Consider the following 19,193-nt stretch of genomic DNA (forward strand, 5'->3'; position numbering starts at 1 on the left):
TAACCAGCGATCGCCCTTAATTTTAGCAGTCAATAGTGGGCTTTACCGTTATTGAGAAAATAAGCGATTGCTGCATCGCCCAAACCCTTTGTAGAAATTGTACTAGCTCCCGCAGACAGCACGCTTCCCCAACCAGGTATGAACTTCAAAGCGATGTCAGCGATGCCCACCATTCCAGCATTTGCACCAGCACCTACTCCGAAAGTTACCACAAAATCTTTGACTGTTTGTTCCGAAAACTCCCGACCACTGAGCCAACCGATATACATCACCATAAAAGTTTGAATAGCTGCAACCGCTGGTATTGCTGCACCAGGTATCGGGTTTGCAGAGACAGCGCCACTCAAGCCCGAACAGGCTACAACAAGTGTATTAGCAGCAGTGAGTTGAATCTCTGCAAGGTGTGCCATTCGTGCCAAAGAGCCGCGTGTTTCTCTTGGCGTATATTTGATCATTGTTTCTACTAATTCAGTGATATTCCATCGGCCGTCCTGGTCAGGAAGTATCAAACCATTTATACCATCTTCATACTCAGCGTATGCAGCGGTTGGAACAACTTTTTTTATATGAGATCGCAACTTCTCTCGCTGTTGTAAATAACCATAGAAGTTTTGAACTTCTGCATCAATATTGCGATTTTTTCTCTCGTTTTTTGTCGGCAAAGTAACCCGTGGAGGAGATAATTCATCACACTTGGTTAAAACTCCAATTACGGGCAAATCCCGTCTATACTTCTTCTGAATTTCCGTGAGAATCAATGTACACATATCAATATCTTGTTGACTACCGCTATGAACTTCTGTCGCCTTGCATATAAAAAGAACAACATCTGGACACTCTTTGTTTACAGCTTGCATGATACTGTCAAATGGATATTTTGCTGAATCGGCTTTTCTCGGAGCTTCTGCTTCGTGTAAACCACGTGTGTCCAGAATATGTAGTAAATCAACGCCGTCGTGATGATAATCTTTCCATTCAGCCTCGCCTGTCTCGGGCTTTGTATCACTCACTTCTGCAACTTTCAACCCGCATATTGCATTAATTAATGATGATTTACCAGATCTAGAGCGACCTATTACCATGATCCTTGGCGCTCGTAGTCCTTGCATAGCAGAACGTAAATCGTTCAGTTTCTCTTGAATGTCGCCTTTAAGGGGAACAAAGTTTGGGAGATTATCAACAATTTTTAGGATTTCTGTTACTAAAGATTCATTGCGGTTAATCGCCTTATTTGTCTCGTCAGAAGCAGGCATATTCAAACTCCCTGTTTAGATAGTAATTAGGTGTGAAGCCTTGATACCCAGCAGAATCGCAGGCAAAAGTTGCTGCCTAAACTGTGCTATATTTTTGACCAATTTGTCGAAGCAATTTAGTGAAATTCTCCTTGTCAGATTCGTTTTGAAACGTATCTACTACCTTTTTTAACCTAGACAAGTCATTGGTATAGTTCTTGTCAGATAGCTGTGACACCAATTGCGACGATAAAAATTTTCCTAAATCAGGTTCATTAGATAAAACATCTACAACATCTTTCAACTTAGACAAGTTCTGACTGTACTTCTCGTCTGATAAAATAGCTACTGCATTTTTTAATGGTGGCAACTTGTTTTTATACTTCTCATTAGAAACCAGATCCGATAAGTTTTTGTCACTCCCCACTATAGCTACTAACTCTTGCAACTTAGATAAATTGGTAGAGTATTTCTCGTCTGACAAAATATCTACTACCTTTTTCAACTTAGACAACTCCTGTTTCTGCTTCGCGTCAGAGAGCAGTGAAGTTAATTTGCTTTCCGTCTTGACAAATTTTGCTAAATTTTCATAGTTAATGGCATCAGCTTCTGAAAGAAATATTTTCCAAGCCATTTTTGCGTTTGTAAATACAACCCCCTCTTTTGCATCCTTTAAAAAACTGTTGTCTATCAAAGCGATTACTTTTTCTCCAGAGTCAATACATAGCCATGAAGACAGCGCTTTGGATAGTTTATCTAATGGAATATTAGGAGCAGAAAATCCCTCTTTAATGCCATTTGTTGGACTTACATTTTTTTGTAAAAATTCTCCTAAATCATCCGCAATGATATTTTCAGTATAGGTGTAGGTTCGAGTTTCTAACTGGTGCAGCACGGATGAATCGCGAGTCTTTACAGATTTGCGATATGACCAAATTCCAATTGCTACACCCCCAGCAACAACAGCAGTACCGCCCGTGATTAAACCGAGTCCCCCAAGAGCCGAAATAGTGGCAGTAATAGCAGCAGCACCAGACAATGTACCGGCTACTTCCAAAGCAGTCGCAACAGTCCAAGCAGCTAAAACAGTTGCAGTAGCGGCGACTGTTCCTGTACCAATTGCAATTCCCAGGTTTTTTTGGTCTTCGCTATCCATTTCTGAGACTAACGCAATAGACAGGACTCCTGCGGCTCCAATTAACGCGGCTCCTCCTGTTACTACTGCTAAACCACCCAGCATTCCTAAACCACCAGATGCGACAGAACCACCACCTAAAACAGCTAAAGTCGCGTTGGTTGCAGCCACTCCTGATAAACTACTAATAGTGACACCTGTTGCTGTTCTTACTCCAAGTAGACTTAGTATTTTCGTAGCTATTGGAACAATTGCTGCTCCTGCTTTTTTAGCAGCATCTTTAGCATCTTGAGCATCATCCATCCGGTCTTTGAATTCTACAAAAGCTTGGACAAAATCATAAATTTTTTCACCAATATCAACTTGATTATCTAAATTTTGTTCCCTTGCTATTGAGTAAACAACTTTAGCATTTTCTGGAATTTCAGCATTACTGATGAATGAGTCTAGGGATTTTAAAGCTACGGCATCTTCTACTCTTTTCCCAGCACGTACCTGCTGATAAGTTGACAGGTACTTTTTCGGTTGAGCGGGAGTTAATTTTTGGTTGTCCTCGATCAGTTTTACAAGAATGAAGTCCACTGTTAAGGCTGCTATCTTGGTACTGGCTGAAAGGTAGTATTGTTTGATTTCTAAAGGCAGTGCCGACGCGGCAACAATTGAGTCAATCTCTGTGAGCGCCTTAAAGTCAGGAACAGGTTCGCTGGCACGGACAGAGGCAAAAGTCCCTCTAATTAGTTTCTTTTCTGCCTCAGTTAGTTTAGATTGACTTAATGCCATTTCAATGGCTTGCTCAGTTCCGAGTAAGCGCGAATTGTTACTGGCGATTTCGTAACGCTCTTTAATTTTTTTGTCTAGCTTTGAGGAGCCTATCACATAATCAAGAAAATCCAAGGCAATCACATCGTTAATATACTCACCATCCTCGATTTGCTCATAAACAAATTTGCATTTAGCTTTGCTTACTTCTTTGATAAATTGCGTATTTTTGTCAATTTCTTGATAAATTTCCTCTTTTATTCCGAGTTGTCTATCGTATAAGGTATGCAAAACTACAGTAATATCTTTACCGTCTTGGCCGCGCCCTTTGATGGTAATCTCTTGGCTATCTTGAGCTTTGGAGGGAATTGCTACCTGACAAGGTTCTCCAGATCGCAAAGTAAATGTTTCTTTTCCTCCGTTGCGTGCTGTGGTATAAGGAACAAAAATATGATATGTCTCCAACCTAGAGGGATTTTTATCTAATCCCTCACTATCAGCCATAGCGCTAGCTGGATCAAGCAAGTCTTTTGTCAATAAACCCAAAGTACCTAAAGCAACATAACTAAGAAAAGAGCGACGGTTGAGAGGAGAAATATTTAGGTGAGTCATAACTGAGTATTTGTAGCTTGAATGCAGTTTTTAGGCGAAATAATCAAATCCGAACTCTAATTTATCAAGTTCGTTACTTCCAAATTTACTAGCAAACTTACCCTTAGCCCTAGTGGCCCACCCCAAAGCCTCTGCTTGCTCCTAAATCAGATGAGCTTGTTTCTTTGACGCCAATTTTCCTTGCGACAAAGCAAACTCACTCTATTTAATCACCGACACCCAACTTTGTCAACACAATACCCGCAGCAGCTATGACCATAACCGCTGAAGGTCATAGGCGTCAAAAGCCACATCACGACTAACCAAAACAAGGGAATGATTAATCGCCTGTGCCACCAGAATGCGATCGAAAGGATCTCGATGATGCAGCGGCAAGTTAAGATAGCACTCTGTATCCGAGAATGTGATGGGCAAAACCTCTATTTTTAGTTGTTGCAACACTTCCTCTAATTCAGAGAATGAGTTTTGCAAGCTTAGTTTTCCTAAACCAAGCTTAATGGAAATTTCCCATAAGCTAGCGATACTCAACCTGAGAGTGTTACTTGGATCTTCAAGAAGTTCTGCTGCTTTAGAACTTAATTGTTTACTGTCTTCCAAGTACCAGAGAAAAGTATGGGTATCCAGTAGAATATTCATGTTCACATATAATCCTTTAAATCTTCGAGAGGTTCATCAAAATCATCAGACATCCAGATTTTACCTTTCCAAATTCCAAGTCCCCCTCGCTTTGTCGGCTTTTCTTGATTAGAGTTTTTAGCCTGCTTTTCGATCAAAAACTCAATATAATGAAGCACTTCTGTCTGAAGAGACTCAGGGAGTTCTGCTAATTTTTCTAAAATGACTGGCTGTATCATGGTTTCTACTTGCGATCGCAACGCATCTACTCCATTAAAGCACCAACACCCAATGTCAGCAACAGAATACCCCATGATCTAGCCCGATCGCCCCCGCCTCCCAAATCCCGTGAAGCGAAGCTATTCCGTTCGCGAAGCGTTCCCGAATGGTAGGGAATCGCCCAAAATCGCACTGACACCATCCTTATTTTGCAACTTGCCTAAAATTACCCGATCGACTATTGTTCCTAGTAGATATGATCTTCATATAACAACCAACAAAAACATGACAGCAATATTACCGCCTTGGATAGTTTTAGACTCCCTATTGCACAACTGGCTACTAGAAGATATCGGTAGGGGCGATCGCACAACATCGGCCTTATTTCCAGCAAACAGCATCCAGGGTACTGCTAAATGGATTGTCAAAGAAGCTGGAGTCATTGCCGGATTGCCAATTGCCGATCGCACATTTAAACTTTTAGACAGCAGCCTCAGTTTCATCCCCCAAGTACCAGAAGGGAAATTGTGCGACAAAGGAGAAGTAATTGCCGAGATTTCGGGCAATTTCGATGCGCTGCTAACCGGAGAAAGAGTAGCTTTAAACTTGGCAATGCGTTTGAGCGGCATCGCTACTTTAACTCAGAAATATGTTGACAAAATTGCCGATTTGCCCGTGCAATTGGTGGATACGCGCAAGACAACGCCGGGGTTGAGATTGTTGGAAAAATACGCGACTCAAATCGGCGGTGCTTGCAATCACCGGATGGGCTTAGATGACGCGGTGATGGTGAAAGACAATCACATTGCGGCGGCTGGGGGAATTGCAGAGGCGATCGCCCTAATTCGCAATTCTATCCCCTATCCGCTGACGATCGAAGTCGAAACCGAAACTCTCGCTGAAGTAGAAACAGCTTTGCAGCACAAAGCCGATATTATCATGTTAGATAATATGTCCTTTGATTTGATGCGGCAGGCAGTGGCAATAATTCGCCAAAAGAGCGATCGGGTAAAAATTGAAGCTTCCGGCAATGTTACTTTAGAAACTATTAGAAGTGTAGCCGAAACCGGAGTAGATTATATTTCTACCAGTGCTCCGATTACGCGATCGACTTGGCTGGATTTGAGCATGAAAATTAATAGTAATACCCGCAGTCCGGCAGGGGTTTAAACCCCTGGCGGTATTTGGGGCCCGATCGATATTTCGGCTGAATTTGATACCAATGGGCAATGCCGTGTCCGACCTTGCTGAGAGTCAACTGTCAACTATTGGTTAGTTATTACCAATAACCAATAACCAATAACCACTAACTACTAACAAATTACTACTTAGAGATAAAATGAACCCAAAAATTCCCGTCAGGCATACAGAGGCTGCGGATTAAGCGGTAAGTATAGTGCAAGTAAGCACCGCTGACACTTGTATCGTAGCCAGTTCGGAACCACTCGCCATAGGGATCGTGGACGAAGAATCCCTCGCTGTCGTAGCCTGATGCAACTATAATGTGACCGAAAGACGTGAAGTATCCGTGGATGACAGCGGGATTTCCGCTGGCCAGCCAATCTTGAACGTCATCAATAGTTGCATTCTCGGTAAAGAAATCTTGAGCGCCGTAATCTCTAACAATCTTTGCTAAATCGTAGGGGTCCCAGCGACTGTAACCTTTGGCGATCGCATATTCGTAAAGTTCGTCTTCATATTGCCCGGTTTGTTGGCGCCGCGGCACCTTCAAAAAGTCCATACACATCGCTAATGAAGTTACATTGCAAGAACCTGTAGGATTGTTCAAGTTATCCATTTGCGATAGATAAGGAATGCCAAGCCTGACAGTTGGGGGATTCGGTTTCGGATAAAACAGAACGCCGTCTTGAGTAATTTGAGCGTGTGGTCCAAAAACATACCAAATCCCTGAATCTTTGAAAGACTCGTTGCGGAGAGCAACTCTGATGTGGCCGCGAGCCGGAGCATAAGCCAGGATCTCAAACTCTTTTCCGGCTGGTATTACTTGTTTTTCCAAGTCCTGAAGTTGAGAAGACGCCAGCGGTTTTGATTTAAAAATGGTGTCTCGGAGCGTTTTCAGGATCAGGGGATGTGTGGGAATCTCCTCTGGTTTGGTTTCGATCAGCTTTTTGGCTGTGACTGCTCCCAAAAAACCCGCTTCCCCGCACTTCATCAGAGTTTGAAATCGGTGGAGAGTGGCGGTAGAGAGAGGGCCAAAAATTCCGTCTACAGGAGGCTTCAGTAAACCCAGGTCAATGAGGCGGCTTTGAATTTGGCCACTGAGTTCGTCGTCGGCAGCAATTGCTTTGGCATCGTACCTAATTTTTGAGTTGAGAAAGTTTTGTAATTTCATGCTTGCGTGCCCTGTCAATCCATTGCGCGATTTTAGATTTTAGATTTTAGATTTTAGAATTACGATCGCCGATAAATCTGGTTTCCCTAGAGTAAATTGCTGGGTCGTCAATAATTCCCAGTTTATCGTCTCATAAAATTACGGTAATTTTGTCGCTCAATCGATTTTAGATTTTAGAATTACGATGCCGATAAATCTGGTTTCCCTAGAGTAAATTGCTGGGTCGTCAATAATTCCCAGTCGATCGTCTCATAAAATTACGCTAATTTTGCGGCTCAATCGATTTTAGATTTTAGATTTTAGATTTTAGAATTACGATGCCGATAAACCCGGTTTCCCTAGACTAAATTACTGGGTCGTCAATAACTCCCAGTCGATCGTCTCATAAAATTACGCTAATTTTGCCGCTCAATCGATTTTAGATTTTAGATTTACGATGCCGATAAACCCGGTTTCCCTAGAGTAAATTGCTGGGTCGTCAATAACTCCCAGTCGATCGTCTCATAAAATTACGGTAATTTTGCCGATCGCTCGTACCTTAAAGGCTTCATATTAATTATTTGATACAAAACCTTCAAGGCGAGAGCCGATCGAATTTCACGCACTATTGACTAAAAATCCCTCGTGCGCGTTGACGAATTGTTTCTGCCGAATGCCGAATGCCGTTGGATGGCTCAAAAGCATAGGGATGGGAGAATTGCCCTGTTGAGGCGAAGTCCGATTTATGCTTCGCCGGGGCGAATTACCACGACACCCATTGCGTCGGGAGATAGATATTTGACGGCGGCTTCTCGGAGATCCTCGGCAGTCTGAGCTTGGATGCAGGCGGCATAGTTGAGGGCGGGAGCGATATCTCCTACCATCGACTGATAGTAACCGTACAAATTTGCTCGATCGCTCGGAGTTTCGTTACCAAAGATAAACCGATTTGCTACTTGAGTGCGGATGCGGGAAATTTCGGCATCAGTCACCAGTTCGGTTTGGAGAGTGCGGATGTGTTGGACGATGGCAGCTTCCACCGCTGGCAAGTTTTCTGTCGGTAGTTGAGCGGAAATTGAGAATACGCCGCCTAGTCGCTGAGTCATGTTGCTGACCGAAATTGACGAAACTAGCCCTTTTTCTTCGCGCAAATCATGAACCAAGCGAGTTGTGCGGCCGTGACCCAATATTGTCGCCAAAACGTCGAGGGCATAAGTTTCGGACATTTCCACGAAACCTGGCACGCGCCACATCACGATCAGTCGCGCTTGCTGAAGGGCAGGGTCTACAAATTCGCGGCGGACTGTTTCTGTAAACGGGGATTCTTGCCCGTAGTTGAGGGTTTGGGATTCTGGGTGAAAGTTGCCGACAGCAGGCACATTTATTTTGTTGTTTCGTGCTGTACTTTTTGCTGCAAAACTGTCTGCGACAATTTCTATTAGTCGATCGACTGGCAAATTGCCGACAGCTACGGCTGTCATCGCCCCTGGGTGATATCTGCTGCTGTGGAAATCCCGCATTTGTTGCGCTGTCAACTGTTCGATTACCGCAGTCGGGCCGAGTACCGGTCGCTTGTAGGGCAGGACTTCAAATGCTAATTCCATCGATCGCTGATAGGTGCGGCGGCGGGGATTGTCTTCCGATCGTCTAATTTCTTCTAAGACTACCAGCCGTTCTCGATCGAAGGCGTCGTCGGGAATGCTGGCGTTGAGCAACACATCGACTTGCAGGGGAGCTAGTTCGGCAAAATCTTTAGGGGCTGTGGTGATGTAATAGTTAGTGTAATCTTGGCTGGTGGCTGCATTGGTGACAGCGCCGCGCTGCTCGATCGCGCGCTCAAATTCTCCGCTGGGAATGCTGGGAGTTCCCTTAAAAATCATGTGTTCTAAAAAGTGAGCCATGCCGTTGATGTCGTCGGGTTCGACGGCTGAGCCTAAATTGAGCCACACGCTGAGGTTAACAGCATCGACCGGCAAGTGTTCGGCTATAACTGTCAGACCGTTGGGGAAATGGCGGACTGTTGGGGCGTTGAGGGGCGATCGGGGGGAGGTTTTGAGCAGGGTTGATGTCATTTGGCTTTTAAATTTATCTTGTTCTCTATATCTTAAAGGGTCATCCGATTTTAGATTTTAGATTTGAGATTTTAGATTGAGCCCACGGCTGATGGTTGGTGGGGATGTTGTCGGGGGCGATTCCCTACCCTTCGGGAACGCTTCGCGAACGGGATAGCTTCGCTTCACGCGAAATACGAGAGCGGTGAGGGCGTGAGGGTTATGAGAAATCACTGCGATCGACAAAACAAAAGTTGATTTCTTAAAACTTGCAAGTTATAGTCTTGTTTGAATTTAGCCTTTAATCCCTTCTTTTCGCATTCAAGTTTCGGAGTTGCCAATGCAATTTGAGTTTCTGATTCCAAAACGCCCTGTATCTTTGCAAACGAGGCAGAGAAGCAAGCTACAGGATTGGCAAGCATTTGTGCGTACAGAAGCGTCAAAAACTTGGGTAGGAACTCCTTATTCAGGAAACGTTCATTTAACTTTAGTATACCTCTATGATACTGACCCTGTTGACACAGACAATATAATAAAGCCCATACAGGACGCACTAATTGGGTTAGTTTATGAGGATGATTCACTTGTCACAGATGTGGAGTCGCATCGTCGCTCGCTTAGCGGCACATTTGACGTTGCTCTATGTCCGTTATTGTTGCTGCATGGCATAATATCTGGCCGTGAGTGCGTTTACGTTAGAATATGTCAAGCGAAAGCACTGGAGAGCTATCTATGACCGCTAAATTAATACACGACACATCAGTGTCTAAAATTGCTGAAAAATATCGGCAAGCAGGCTATAGAGTATTTGTTGAGCCTGAACCTGAAGACATCCCTTTCGATTTAGGGACATATCGCCCAAATTTGATTGCAAAAAGGAACGAAGCCGAAGGTTATATCATCGAATTCAATGGTTCTGGTAGGCAAACATCCATAGAAAGGTTGAGAGAAATTGCTGAAATAGTTTCTCAACATACCGGCTGGCGTTTCTTGTTAATTACTGAAGAAGATGCTTTACTGAAAGACAACTCCCCTGAAGTAAATCTATTATCTTGGCAACAGATTTTTAGTATAAAATCGCAGAGTGAACGTCTAATCTCATTAGGAGAAAATGAAGGCGCGTTTTTGTTACTTTGGGTAATAATTGAAGCACTCCTTCGTAGGCGAGCTGAGGATGTTAGTATTCCAATTGAAAGATTTCCAACTGTATCTCTGATCAAACATATGTATTCGCAAGGAGAATTTTCAATAGAAGAGTACGATCGAGCAATGCTACTTAAAAGCCTAAGAAATCGATTTATTCATGGATTTCAGACACCAGAAATCAATGAGTCTGTATCTGAATTGCTCGCCCTTGTCAATGAATTAATAAGTTTATGGGCACCACAAGCATCTGGGTCCTGAGAGGAGGTTCCGCAAAAGGAGCGTGCTAACTGCGCTTCACAAAGTCCGCGCGATCGCACTTATCCCGAGCAAGAATCGCCCTAGCCAACAAGTGAGATAGAAGCGTGAACCCTTAACTTTGTTGATCTGCTATTTCTCAACAGGCATTTGCCACTTAGAAATATTTGCCCAAGTCCTCTGTTTTTTGGTGACAGCATTCGATGGAAAATCGAAGATTGAATAAAAACTTAGTATTTCCACAACCAGCTTTTCAACGATTTTGGCGATCGACTTCGGGGAAAATCGGCTTAATTTTGACTGTAGCGCTGACGAGCTCGGCACTGTTGGCCCCCCTACTTTCCCCTTACGATTCGGCGGTCGATCGAGATTATTTGTCGCGCTTAGTGGCTCCTAGCGCTAAACATTGGTTCGGCACCGACGGTTTGGGGCGAGATTTGTTGGTGCGGGTGTGGCACGGATTGGGGATATCTTTAGTCGTGAGCTTGGTTTCTGTGGGTGCGGGTTTAATTTTAGGAGCGCTTTTGGGGCTGGTGGCGGGGTATTTTCGGGGGTTGCTGGAAATTGCGATCGGCACTTTGGCGGATATTTTGCTAGCTTTTCCTTCGATTTTACTGGCGATCGCGGTTGTTACCGTCACCGGGCCGAGCCTGCAAAGCGTAATTATCGCCGTCAGCCTCGTGCAAATTCCGATTTACATCCGCTTAACTCGCAGTATGGTGCTGTCTCTGCGGGAACAAGAATTTGTTTTGGCTGTCAAGGCCTTGGGCGCCAGCGATTTACGGATTATTTTTCGCCACATTTTGCCGGGAAGTCTGGCGCCTCTAGTTGTACAAGCAACTCTTTCGACTGGTACGGCAACACTAGAAGCTGCTGGTTTGGGTTTTTTGGGTTTGGGCGCACAGCCGCCCGCCCCGGAGTTGGGAACTATGCTTTCTGATGCTTTTAAGGGCGGATACGCTCTTTCGTCTCCTTGGACTATTTTGTTTCCAGGTTTGCTCATTACCCTGACTGTTCTTGGTTTCAATCTTTTGGGCGACGGGCTGCGAGACGCTTTAGACCCCAGATCCAATGCTGCGGCAAGGAAATAGCAATATTCAGGAGTTACACAGCAAGCACAGTATTTGAGCAATACTGTGCCTCCTCTAAAAAATTGTTCATGTATGCTCAAACTTTTGGCGGGAGTTGAAGACATTTCAAAGTCGTAGCCTGGGCTGCCGACTGAGGTGATACCCGCTTTGACTACCTGCATTAAGATTGGCGCGGATAGGCTGCGGTCGTGCCCGATCGCGATTGTTAATGCCGCTGATTTATTGACTTTTTGCACCAGCCAACTCACAAAGGCTTGCCCCAAAATAGTCGCCATTTGCGGGGTGGGGTTAACCTGTTCGTCTGGAACGCCTTCGAGGGCGATACCGCGAATGTCTGAACCATGGTGCAGCTTTTTTCAGTTATACTTTTGCATAATAATCAATAGTAACTTTTCAGCAACGCATCAGTTTACGACAAGTGTTAACCAGAGATTGTTAGATTGGATACTATCAACAAATAGGCCAGCTTGAACAGCGACTTACAAAAGTTATCAAAAGCGATCGCACAGCATGAATTTATTAAAAGCGATCGCACAGCATGAATTATGTCCAATCCGGCTATATCTGAAAGCATGAATTATATCAAATCCGGTTATATCTGAATGATATAGAAGTGCGAGCCTCCCGCTCGCTATCGAAAGCAAGGCGCGAGAGTGGGAGGATTTCTCTTCTGCCCTCTTCCCCTTTCCCTCTTCCTTCGATATTCTGGGATTATTTCAAGGAACAAATCCGCACTCTGACCATCGTGCCACTGCTATTCAAAGCGCACAGAAATCAGCTTCTTTGTAAAACTCCACAGTTCATTTTTCAAACAGCAGTCTATTTCTTTTTTTGCCCGCTTTCGTTTTAATAAAGCCTTGATTTGTTACCTTCCACTTAAAAATTCGGCACGGTTGCGCCACTGTGAATCTTCGGTGTAAGCTAAGGCTACTCGTTTTGGATCGCGGGTATTCCAGGCATCTTCTGCGGCTTGAACTTGAGTTTTAGCAGTTTCCCGCGTAAAAGGCGAGAGTGGTGGTTTAGTTTCCATCGGGTTGAATGATTTTGCTCCTTTTTAACGAGTCATCGAACTTAGCCTCATAATGAACACAGCACAAGACCACTATAACCAGCAACTTGCTGCTGTTTACAGTTGGATGTCAGGAAATCCTGAAGCAGCGATCGAACGAAATCACGCTCTTTTTTGTCAATTGGCGCTCGACTCCGCACCGCGAGGATTAGCCATTGATTTAGGTGCAGGCTCAGGATTTCAATCTATTCCTTTAGCGAAATTAGGCTTTTCGGTAGTAGCTATAGATTTCTGTGATGCCCTACTTTCAGAGTTACGCGATCGCGCTAAACATCTTTCCATCCGTACCATTCACGACGATCTGCTTAATTTCTCGCAACATATTCAGGAACAGGCGCAGCTAATTGTTTGCATGGGCGACACACTTACACACCTAGAATCATTGAGTGCTGTCGATTCATTACTTTTGGACATTGAGCGCTGGCTGATTGAGAATGGGATGTTGATTTTAACTTTCCGCGATTATGTTTCAGCAGAGCTTCATGGAACTCAGCGTTTTATTCCTGTACAAAGTGATGAATTTACAATCCTTACTTGTTTCTTGGAGTATCAGGAAAACAGCGTAGCAGTCCATGACTTACTCTATCAAAAACAGGGCGATCGGTGGTCATTCAGTGCCAGTTCTTACCAAAAACTGCGGCTCAATAAAAATTGGTTGTGCGATCGGCTATCTGAAATAGGTTTACAGGTACTTCAGAACGAGATGATTAATGGAATGGTTTGTATCGCTGCCAAGAAATTTTAACCTGAAGTTCCCTCCTGCGGGGAACTTCAGGTTAAAAAGTCAACAGAGGATGCTTCACCATGACCAGAAGTTACTGAAGGCGCTTCTGATAAACTTCAGATGTTAGCCCGATCGCAACCCTTCTGTCAAAGACTTGATTTGAGTCGCATTTGCCTCTCGCTGTTGGGCGATCCCCACAATCTAGCAGACAAATGTCAATCACCTTAGCTTTATGTAAGTTAAGTAGGTCGGTTCCCATCCCACTTAACTTACATACCGACTCTCCCCGATCGCTCTTCCCTTCCGATCCCTCCCAAATAGCCCTTGCGAATATTCACCACTCATGTATGACTTGACTGATGTCACGATGTACGCGAAACTTTACATACAACTGATGTATTGCTTCTAAATATTAATAAGTTCTGTTAAGTTGTGACTCAAAACCTATCAATTCGTCAAAATTGATATAGCACTTTGTCAGTCAGCCAACTCTCAAGAAGCGACTTCAGGAGGCATCGTCCCTGGCTTGCTGGTGTCGGTGTCTGATCTCACTATTCCTATTCAGTCAGCCCGAACTATGGAAACACTAGAGTTTGTGATCTATCCAGATGGCCGCGTACAGGAAACAGTCACCGGCATTGTCGGTGCTTCCTGCGCTGAGGTAACGGCTGCAATTGAAGCTCAGCTCGGCGTGGTGCTTCATCAAGAGTCAACATCTGAGTATTTCACGCAAGCGCTGCATCAGTCAGCCGAAGCGACGGCCCAAGTGGCTTTTAGCGATTGGTAATTTTTTTTGTTGAGTTCACTTAAATTTTTTTGGAATCACCATGTCACACTTTAGCCAAATTAAGACCCAGATCCGCAATTTGAATTCTTTGGAAGCTGCTTTAACTGACTTGGGTATCGACTGGAAGTCGGGCCCGACTGAGGTGCGCGGCTATCGCGGCCTAACCAGCACCGCTGAGGTGGTGATTGAGCAAAAAAACGGCTACGACGTAGGTTTTAGCTGGAACGGGACTGAGTATGAATTGGTGGCTGACTTGCAGTTTTGGCAGCAAGCTTGGTCTGTAGACCGTTTTCTGAATAAGGTGACTCAGCGCTACGCTTACCATACTGTGGTGAATGAAAGCGCTAAGCAGGGTTTCCAAGTTTCTGAGCAAAAGCAAAATCAAGACGGTTCGCTCCGCTTGGTGGTGCAGCGCTGGTGCGCTTAATAGTTTTGCAAGATTTTTGCAATCTTGTCTCATCAAAGTCCGCCTCTGCGGACTTATTTACTCTTGTGGGGGTCTAAATGTCTGAGCTTTCTGAACTCGGAATAGATACAGCAAGCGATCGCTCTGGTTTAGAGCCGGAGTTGGGAGGTTTTTTGCGGGATGCGCCCGATCGCTCTGGTTTGGAACCGGAGTTGGGCGGCGTGTTGCGCCAAAAAGGTGTCTATGTTGATGAGATTACCTGCATTGGCTGCAAGCACTGCGCTCACGTTGCTCGCAATACTTTTTATATTGAACCGGATTACGGTCGATCGCGCGTAGTTCGACAAGACGGGGATTCTGAAGAGTTGATTGCTGAGGCGATCGACACTTGTCCGGTGAATTGCATTCACTGGGTTGATTACACCGAACTCAAGAATCTGGAAGAAGAACGCAAGGATCAGGTGATTCCTGTCGTTGGTTTTCCGGTGGATTTTGCGATGGTTCGGGCCGGTGTTCGCCAGCGACAAAAGAATAAGTTGCGCGATCGCAAGTTCAAAGGTGGCCATTGAAATCCCCAATTCCCATCCGCAGCTTGAAACCTGTGGCTCAAACAACAAAAACAGCCCGCGCGGGCTGTTTTTTGTATACATTGTATAATTTAAGTTTATTTGAGAGGATGGTGCTCAGCGAGAATTTTCTCAACTCTAGCTTCGTCGATTCTGGCCGTTAATGTTGATGCCTCGTTGTTATCGCGAATAGTTTTTGCTAAAGTAAAAGACGAGCCGACAGAAAAAGTTAAACCCATACCCATAAAAGCTTTCTGCCAGGGGTCTACCTGTAAATAAATGATACCTACAGTAGTTGCGGAAAGGGCAAGAATAAAAGAAACCCAGCACTGAAGTATCCAAGCATTAGTATCTTTTTGGCGTATGATTTGTTTCTGCATAGTGCCTCTAAGTCACATATATCTTTTGGTTCATTAACTTAAAGAATAGATAGCGTGAGTGAAGCGGTCAGGAGAGCAGGGGACAGTTTCTATAAGTGAACAGTGCGATCGGGCTTTTGACTAAAAATTAGAACGCTGTAGATAGGTTTTCAGGCTCAAGGAAGAGTCGCAGCGAGTGGACAGTTTGAAAACTCCACTAAGGAAAGCTAATTTTTTCTCAAAATAGCGTAAGGTGCGCGGCCCGGCGCACCCTACTTCTCCCACTCCGCCTCCGCTGACGAGAGTTTGACTGTTGAGCGGTTTCAAGCGCTGACTCTTATCTACTTCGATTGTGTAGCCCCGCTTTCAACCGCCGAGTTCGATCTACTTATTTTTTTGCTGAGTCTTCGCTTGTTCGATCGCAATTTCCCTCACTGCTTGGAAAGAACTCAAATTCGATGCACCTTCAATTGCCTTCACCGCCAAATCTTGAACCTGTTTCAAAGCAGAATCCAGTTGTTTTGACAAGCTAACAATGCGCTCATCTTGATTTTGAATAGTCTGCAACATCCCTTGAATTTGCAGTTCGTAATTTTGCTTTTGCCCTTCGATATCTTTAGCAGACAAATCAGCCTTAACTTTAGCTTGATAATTGCCAATATTGCGGCCGTTATCTTTCCCGTTCTTGATATTAGCTTCCAGTTCTTTCGGAAAAGCTTCTACCTTAGCTTTCACCTCAGCATAAAGTTTTTCTCGTTCCGCAATAGATTTTTCGCGTTCCGCCCACTGTTTCTCCTGTTCTTGCTGAAACTCTTCGATTTCTTGATACAGCCTTTTCTGGCGCTGTTCGTATTCTTCGATGTCGAGATTTCGCTGAAGATTCAAATCGTAATCATACAACTCTTCATCCCGCTGGCGAGCTTTTTGCTGATTCTCATTGCGTTCTTTAACGGTCAACTTTTGCAGTTCCTGCTCTTTTTCCCAAGCTTGCCGGCGTTCCAACAATTCCTGTTCAACAGTTTCGCGCTGTTCGCTGAGTTCCCCAGCAAAACTTTTCGCGCTTTCTTCGTACTGTTGAATTAAATTGTCCAGCGTATCTTCTGCAACATCTTCTAAACTATGCAACTCTTGCAGTTGTTGGATTTCGTCGCCGACAGTTCGCTGCAATTCCCCCAGTTTAGACGCTTCTGTTGTCAGTTTTTCCGACAGTTCGCTGACAGCGGCACCGAAGCCAAATTGCAGTAAGATTAAATTGTCGATCGTCCCCTGCATTTTTTGTTTGCTTTCAGTGAAACCCATTGCTTTTCTTGCTTCCGCTATTGCTAGTTCTTTGACTGCGATTTCTGATTGAGAAATATTGGCAGATTTATCGTTATTAAGCTGCTTCAGTTGCGAATCGAGTGCATTTTTTTCCTGTTCCAACTGTTTATAAGCTTCTAATATTTCAGCCTTCGTATTTTTGTCATTCATTCTCGCCATCGCTTTCATCTCCTAACTTTGTTAGTCCGCATCGGCGGACTTTGTTTGACTCTTGAGCGGTTTCAACCGCCGATTATTATCAAAAATTGAGCTACAAACCTTAAGCTTTGGTAGCAAAAGCTTTCATTGCCAAGTCTTGCGCTTGCTTCATAGTCGCTTGCAATTGCGCGGAAATTTCCGCAATTTGTTCGGTTTGTCGCTCAATAGTCTGCTGTAAAGATTGCACTTTCAATTCATATCCTTGCTTAGTGCTTTCCCATTCTTTATCCACTAAATCTGCCTTGACTTTAGCTTCGCGGGAAACTTCTTGAATTGCTTCTTCTTTGGCTTTGACATAAGCCTGTTTGAGTTCTTCTTCAAAGCCGGCGGCTTTTCTTTGATTCTCTTCAAACTCGGCTTGATTGTCGCTGAGGATTTTTTCCCGTTCTACCCAATTTTTTTCTTTTTCGCGGGTAGATTCTTGCAAATGCCGTTCTAGTTTGCGCTTCGTTTCTTCGTATTCGTCGGTTTCGATTTTGCGGGTGCGCTGTAATTCGTATTGGTAATCGGCTGTTTCTTCCTGACGCTTTTTAGTTGTGAGGGCAGTCTCTTCTTGAACTGCTGCATCAAATTCTTGCTGTTCTTTTTCCCAAACCTTGCGTTTTTGGGTCGTGTCTTTTTCGAGAATTTCGCGCTGGTTGGCGGCGTTTTGTTCGAGCAGGGTCAATTTTTCTCGGTGCTCTTGAGTTAAAATGTGGAGGGCGTCTGCTACAACTCTGATTTGCTGCAACTCTTGCAATTGTGCCGCTTCAATTTCGATCGCGCGTTTTAATTCGTCTAATTTGGAAGATTCCGCCTTCAGTTTTTCCGAAAGTCCGCTGATGGTGCTGCCGAAATCTAATTGCAAGTCAGCCAAGCCTTTGACGATGCTGTCAATTGTGTAGGTGGAAGCGACTTCGAGGAGTTGTTTGTTTTTGGCTTTTTCGGCTGACTGTTCTTTGGTTTCGACTTTGGATTCGATCTTTTTTTTGTCTGCTAAAATCTGCTGAAAGTTTTGCAAAATTTGGGCTTTGCTATCCTTGGCAGTTGCTATTGTCATAATGTTTGCTTCTCCTGATTCTATTTTTTCGACACTTGTGACTGAAACGTTTTCAGTTATTCTAAGTTGCGGAGTTGGCTGAGAATGGCTCGGTATTTTCTGGCTGCGTCGGGTTTTTCTTCGGGATTGGCGCTGGCTAGAGTTCTGAGAATTTTCCAGCAGCGATCGCACCGATTTCCTTCCAAGCAACCGCACTCATCAATTATACTCAAAAGTGTACCTTTTAGCAATTGATTTTCGGCTAACAAAGCTCGGTAATTCCGCTGGACGGATTCGGCAACTAAATTCATGTGTTGGAAGTCTTCGCTGAGACTTTCGATGTCGTTAACTGCGTCCGCCCGAATTTTGTCTAGCAGCTCAAGATTCTCTTTCAAACGGCTTTCTTGCAGGTTTGGTTTGGTTTTCAGCTTGGTTAATTTCTTCATTGCAGTCTGTGGTAACAGTTATGGTAAAGGCGCGATTTAATCGCGCCTTTACAACAAACTTAGAACAAGTCAGCAGTTAATTGTTCTTCGGCTGGCGGTAGCGACATACCGCCGTTGGAATGCAAAGCAATAGCATCGCTTTCACCGCTAGCATGAGCAGCCATCAAGCAGGCAATTTGCTGCGCTGGGAGGTTATCTAAACACACCATAGCTTTTGTTCCTTCTAAGTCAATCATCCGCGATTGATTGCTAGAATCTGACAAAACTGCTGCGGCTTGGTCGATAACCGCCCAATCTTTCCGCTCGTTCCAAGACCATTTTAAGCTGTAGTAGTTGATCGGTTTTACTACTCCGCTGTCGTCAGGTTTCTGACCGGAATGTTTGACAAATTCGGGAATAAAAATTCCAGTTGCAGGCTCTACGCCGCGAGATTGAACTGATGCTACCAATCGGTTAAAATCGTTCAAGCTGCGGTTTTTGATGTATGTTACCATGACAACTCCTTGCGGCAGTTCGCCACTTTCTGCGACAAACCACAGTTGGCCCCACAGTGTGTGGGAAGTTTGACCGAGGGAACCGAAGAATTTGGAGAATTTGAGGATTGTCATGGAACACTTGGAACCGTAGTCGGTATCGCCGATCGCCCACTGGCCGCTTTGGCAATTGTTACGTACTGCGATCGGGATTTCTGGTACTAGCAAAGCATTGCTCGGTTTGGCACCAAATACTGAAAATGTAGGTCTTTCTTGTGTTTTAGTAGTCATTGTTCGTTTTTCCTTAGTTCTTTATTGCTTTACCGGGAATTGGTAATTGGTAATCCGTTAAATCTCGTACATTGCTGGTGGCCGAACTT

General features: G+C 44.4%; 19 protein-coding genes and 2 pseudogenes. 8 read left to right on the forward strand and 13 right to left on the reverse strand.

The genetic code is table 11. The annotated features are described in order from the left end of the window. Positions 1 to 29 precede the first annotated feature (29 nt). From OSC7112_RS16255 to vapB, 4 genes are all read right to left on the reverse strand, one after another. Positions 30 to 1,253, reverse strand: a complete 1,224-nt coding sequence (locus OSC7112_RS16255) for a GTPase family protein (protein WP_015176928.1) — start codon at positions 1,251 to 1,253, stop codon at positions 30 to 32. Between the two features lie 76 nt (positions 1,254 to 1,329). After that, complete coding sequence (locus OSC7112_RS16260) at positions 1,330 to 3,738, reverse strand: hypothetical protein (RefSeq protein ID WP_015176929.1); 2,409 nt, start codon at positions 3,736 to 3,738, stop codon at positions 1,330 to 1,332. 249 nt (positions 3,739 to 3,987) lie between these two features. Beyond that, positions 3,988 to 4,374, reverse strand: a complete 387-nt coding sequence (locus OSC7112_RS16265) for a type II toxin-antitoxin system VapC family toxin (protein ID WP_015176930.1) — start codon at positions 4,372 to 4,374, stop codon at positions 3,988 to 3,990. A gap of 2 nt (positions 4,375 to 4,376) precedes the next feature. Next, positions 4,377 to 4,592 (reverse strand): type II toxin-antitoxin system VapB family antitoxin, encoded by a 216-nt coding sequence (vapB, locus tag OSC7112_RS16270; RefSeq protein WP_041623197.1) that lies wholly within the window; start codon positions 4,590 to 4,592, stop codon positions 4,377 to 4,379. Between the two features lie 265 nt (positions 4,593 to 4,857). Here vapB and nadC point away from each other — a divergent pair, with 265 nt between their 5' ends. Beyond that, positions 4,858 to 5,742 (forward strand): carboxylating nicotinate-nucleotide diphosphorylase, encoded by an 885-nt coding sequence (nadC, locus tag OSC7112_RS16275; protein ID WP_015176932.1) that lies wholly within the window; start codon positions 4,858 to 4,860, stop codon positions 5,740 to 5,742. Between the two features lie 154 nt (positions 5,743 to 5,896). Here the strand turns inward: nadC and OSC7112_RS16280 are convergent, their stop codons facing one another. Next, entirely contained in the window at positions 5,897 to 6,925 is a 1,029-nt protein-coding gene (locus OSC7112_RS16280) for a C39 family peptidase (RefSeq protein WP_015176933.1), read from the reverse strand. 722 nt (positions 6,926 to 7,647) lie between these two features. Further along, entirely contained in the window at positions 7,648 to 8,976 is a 1,329-nt protein-coding gene (locus tag OSC7112_RS16285) for a M16 family metallopeptidase (RefSeq protein ID WP_015176934.1), read from the reverse strand. A 319-nt stretch (positions 8,977 to 9,295) separates the two neighbouring features. Between OSC7112_RS16285 and OSC7112_RS42395 the strand changes: the two genes are divergently transcribed. The 3 genes from OSC7112_RS42395 to OSC7112_RS16300 all read left to right on the forward strand — a co-directional run bounded on the left by OSC7112_RS42395 (position 9,296) and on the right by OSC7112_RS16300 (position 11,447). Then, positions 9,296 to 9,691 (forward strand): RusA family crossover junction endodeoxyribonuclease, encoded by a 396-nt coding sequence (locus tag OSC7112_RS42395; protein WP_015176935.1) that lies wholly within the window; start codon positions 9,296 to 9,298, stop codon positions 9,689 to 9,691. Then, complete coding sequence (locus tag OSC7112_RS16295; RefSeq protein ID WP_015176936.1) at positions 9,688 to 10,359, forward strand: hypothetical protein; 672 nt, start codon at positions 9,688 to 9,690, stop codon at positions 10,357 to 10,359. Before OSC7112_RS42395 ends, OSC7112_RS16295 begins: the two co-directional genes overlap by 4 nt. A gap of 215 nt (positions 10,360 to 10,574) precedes the next feature. Further along, a complete protein-coding gene (locus OSC7112_RS16300) occupies positions 10,575 to 11,447 on the forward strand; it encodes an ABC transporter permease (RefSeq protein ID WP_223300624.1) in 873 nt (290 codons plus the stop codon). A 74-nt stretch (positions 11,448 to 11,521) separates the two neighbouring features. On the opposite strand, the pseudogene OSC7112_RS35790 reads toward OSC7112_RS16300, so the two are convergent. Further along, positions 11,522 to 11,797 (reverse strand): annotated as a pseudogene (locus tag OSC7112_RS35790) (phosphomannomutase/phosphoglucomutase); the annotation flags it as partial. A 404-nt stretch (positions 11,798 to 12,201) separates the two neighbouring features. Next, positions 12,202 to 12,477, reverse strand: a pseudogene (locus tag OSC7112_RS42170) (DUF1348 family protein). Positions 12,478 to 12,529: 52 nt separating this feature from the next. On the opposite strand from OSC7112_RS42170, the gene OSC7112_RS16310 reads away from it, so the two are divergent. From OSC7112_RS16310 to OSC7112_RS16325, 4 genes are all read left to right on the forward strand, one after another. Next, entirely contained in the window at positions 12,530 to 13,261 is a 732-nt protein-coding gene (locus OSC7112_RS16310; RefSeq protein ID WP_015176939.1) for a class I SAM-dependent methyltransferase, read from the forward strand. A gap of 556 nt (positions 13,262 to 13,817) precedes the next feature. Beyond that, complete coding sequence (locus tag OSC7112_RS16315) at positions 13,818 to 14,027, forward strand: DUF2997 domain-containing protein (RefSeq protein WP_015176940.1); 210 nt, start codon at positions 13,818 to 13,820, stop codon at positions 14,025 to 14,027. A 40-nt stretch (positions 14,028 to 14,067) separates the two neighbouring features. Next, complete coding sequence (locus OSC7112_RS16320; RefSeq protein WP_015176941.1) at positions 14,068 to 14,454, forward strand: DUF1257 domain-containing protein; 387 nt, start codon at positions 14,068 to 14,070, stop codon at positions 14,452 to 14,454. Between the two features lie 77 nt (positions 14,455 to 14,531). After that, positions 14,532 to 15,002: a ferredoxin gene (locus OSC7112_RS16325; protein WP_015176942.1), complete on the forward strand. Its 471-nt coding sequence runs from the start codon at positions 14,532 to 14,534 to the stop codon at positions 15,000 to 15,002. 95 nt (positions 15,003 to 15,097) lie between these two features. Here OSC7112_RS16325 and OSC7112_RS16330 read toward each other — a convergent pair whose 3' ends face one another. The 5 genes from OSC7112_RS16330 to OSC7112_RS16350 all read right to left on the reverse strand — a co-directional run bounded on the left by OSC7112_RS16330 (position 15,098) and on the right by OSC7112_RS16350 (position 19,104). Further along, positions 15,098 to 15,379, reverse strand: a complete 282-nt coding sequence (locus OSC7112_RS16330) for a YiaA/YiaB family inner membrane protein (protein ID WP_015176943.1) — start codon at positions 15,377 to 15,379, stop codon at positions 15,098 to 15,100. Positions 15,380 to 15,742: 363 nt separating this feature from the next. After that, positions 15,743 to 16,837: a coiled-coil domain-containing protein gene (locus tag OSC7112_RS16335; protein WP_015176944.1), complete on the reverse strand. Its 1,095-nt coding sequence runs from the start codon at positions 16,835 to 16,837 to the stop codon at positions 15,743 to 15,745. A 100-nt stretch (positions 16,838 to 16,937) separates the two neighbouring features. Next, positions 16,938 to 17,915, reverse strand: a complete 978-nt coding sequence (locus OSC7112_RS16340) for a coiled-coil domain-containing protein (RefSeq protein WP_015176945.1) — start codon at positions 17,913 to 17,915, stop codon at positions 16,938 to 16,940. Between the two features lie 56 nt (positions 17,916 to 17,971). Beyond that, on the reverse strand, positions 17,972 to 18,340 hold the full coding sequence (locus OSC7112_RS16345; protein WP_015176946.1) for a hypothetical protein: 369 nt from the start codon (positions 18,338 to 18,340) through the stop codon (positions 17,972 to 17,974). Between the two features lie 59 nt (positions 18,341 to 18,399). After that, positions 18,400 to 19,104: a hypothetical protein gene (locus OSC7112_RS16350; RefSeq protein ID WP_015176947.1), complete on the reverse strand. Its 705-nt coding sequence runs from the start codon at positions 19,102 to 19,104 to the stop codon at positions 18,400 to 18,402. Between the last annotated feature and the right edge of the window lie 89 nt (positions 19,105 to 19,193).

The sequence above is a fragment of the Oscillatoria nigro-viridis PCC 7112 genome, from assembly GCF_000317475.1.
GTDB classification, from domain to species: Bacteria; Cyanobacteriota; Cyanobacteriia; order Cyanobacteriales; family Microcoleaceae; genus Microcoleus; species Microcoleus nigroviridis.

What these genes read in the sequence shown, in the direction of transcription:
- OSC7112_RS16255 (WP_015176928.1), bottom strand. Translation starts at nt 1,253, where the DNA reads ATGCCTGCTTCTGACGAGACAAATAAGGCGATTAACCGCAATGAATCT.
- OSC7112_RS16260 (WP_015176929.1), bottom strand. Translation starts at nt 3,738, where the DNA reads ATGACTCACCTAAATATTTCTCCTCTCAACCGTCGCTCTTTTCTTAGT.
- OSC7112_RS16265 (WP_015176930.1), bottom strand. Translation starts at nt 4,374, where the DNA reads ATGAATATTCTACTGGATACCCATACTTTTCTCTGGTACTTGGAAGAC.
- vapB (WP_041623197.1), bottom strand. Translation starts at nt 4,592, where the DNA reads ATGATACAGCCAGTCATTTTAGAAAAATTAGCAGAACTCCCTGAGTCT.
- nadC (WP_015176932.1), top strand. Translation starts at nt 4,858, where the DNA reads ATGACAGCAATATTACCGCCTTGGATAGTTTTAGACTCCCTATTGCAC.
- OSC7112_RS16280 (WP_015176933.1), bottom strand. Translation starts at nt 6,925, where the DNA reads ATGAAATTACAAAACTTTCTCAACTCAAAAATTAGGTACGATGCCAAA.
- OSC7112_RS16285 (WP_015176934.1), bottom strand. Translation starts at nt 8,976, where the DNA reads ATGACATCAACCCTGCTCAAAACCTCCCCCCGATCGCCCCTCAACGCC.
- OSC7112_RS42395 (WP_015176935.1), top strand. Translation starts at nt 9,296, where the DNA reads ATGCAATTTGAGTTTCTGATTCCAAAACGCCCTGTATCTTTGCAAACG.
- OSC7112_RS16295 (WP_015176936.1), top strand. Translation starts at nt 9,688, where the DNA reads ATGACCGCTAAATTAATACACGACACATCAGTGTCTAAAATTGCTGAA.
- OSC7112_RS16310 (WP_015176939.1), top strand. Translation starts at nt 12,530, where the DNA reads ATGAACACAGCACAAGACCACTATAACCAGCAACTTGCTGCTGTTTAC.
- OSC7112_RS16315 (WP_015176940.1), top strand. Translation starts at nt 13,818, where the DNA reads ATGGAAACACTAGAGTTTGTGATCTATCCAGATGGCCGCGTACAGGAA.
- OSC7112_RS16320 (WP_015176941.1), top strand. Translation starts at nt 14,068, where the DNA reads ATGTCACACTTTAGCCAAATTAAGACCCAGATCCGCAATTTGAATTCT.
- OSC7112_RS16325 (WP_015176942.1), top strand. Translation starts at nt 14,532, where the DNA reads ATGTCTGAGCTTTCTGAACTCGGAATAGATACAGCAAGCGATCGCTCT.
- OSC7112_RS16330 (WP_015176943.1), bottom strand. Translation starts at nt 15,379, where the DNA reads ATGCAGAAACAAATCATACGCCAAAAAGATACTAATGCTTGGATACTT.
- OSC7112_RS16335 (WP_015176944.1), bottom strand. Translation starts at nt 16,837, where the DNA reads ATGGCGAGAATGAATGACAAAAATACGAAGGCTGAAATATTAGAAGCT.
- OSC7112_RS16340 (WP_015176945.1), bottom strand. Translation starts at nt 17,915, where the DNA reads ATGACAATAGCAACTGCCAAGGATAGCAAAGCCCAAATTTTGCAAAAC.
- OSC7112_RS16345 (WP_015176946.1), bottom strand. Translation starts at nt 18,340, where the DNA reads ATGAAGAAATTAACCAAGCTGAAAACCAAACCAAACCTGCAAGAAAGC.
- OSC7112_RS16350 (WP_015176947.1), bottom strand. Translation starts at nt 19,104, where the DNA reads ATGACTACTAAAACACAAGAAAGACCTACATTTTCAGTATTTGGTGCC.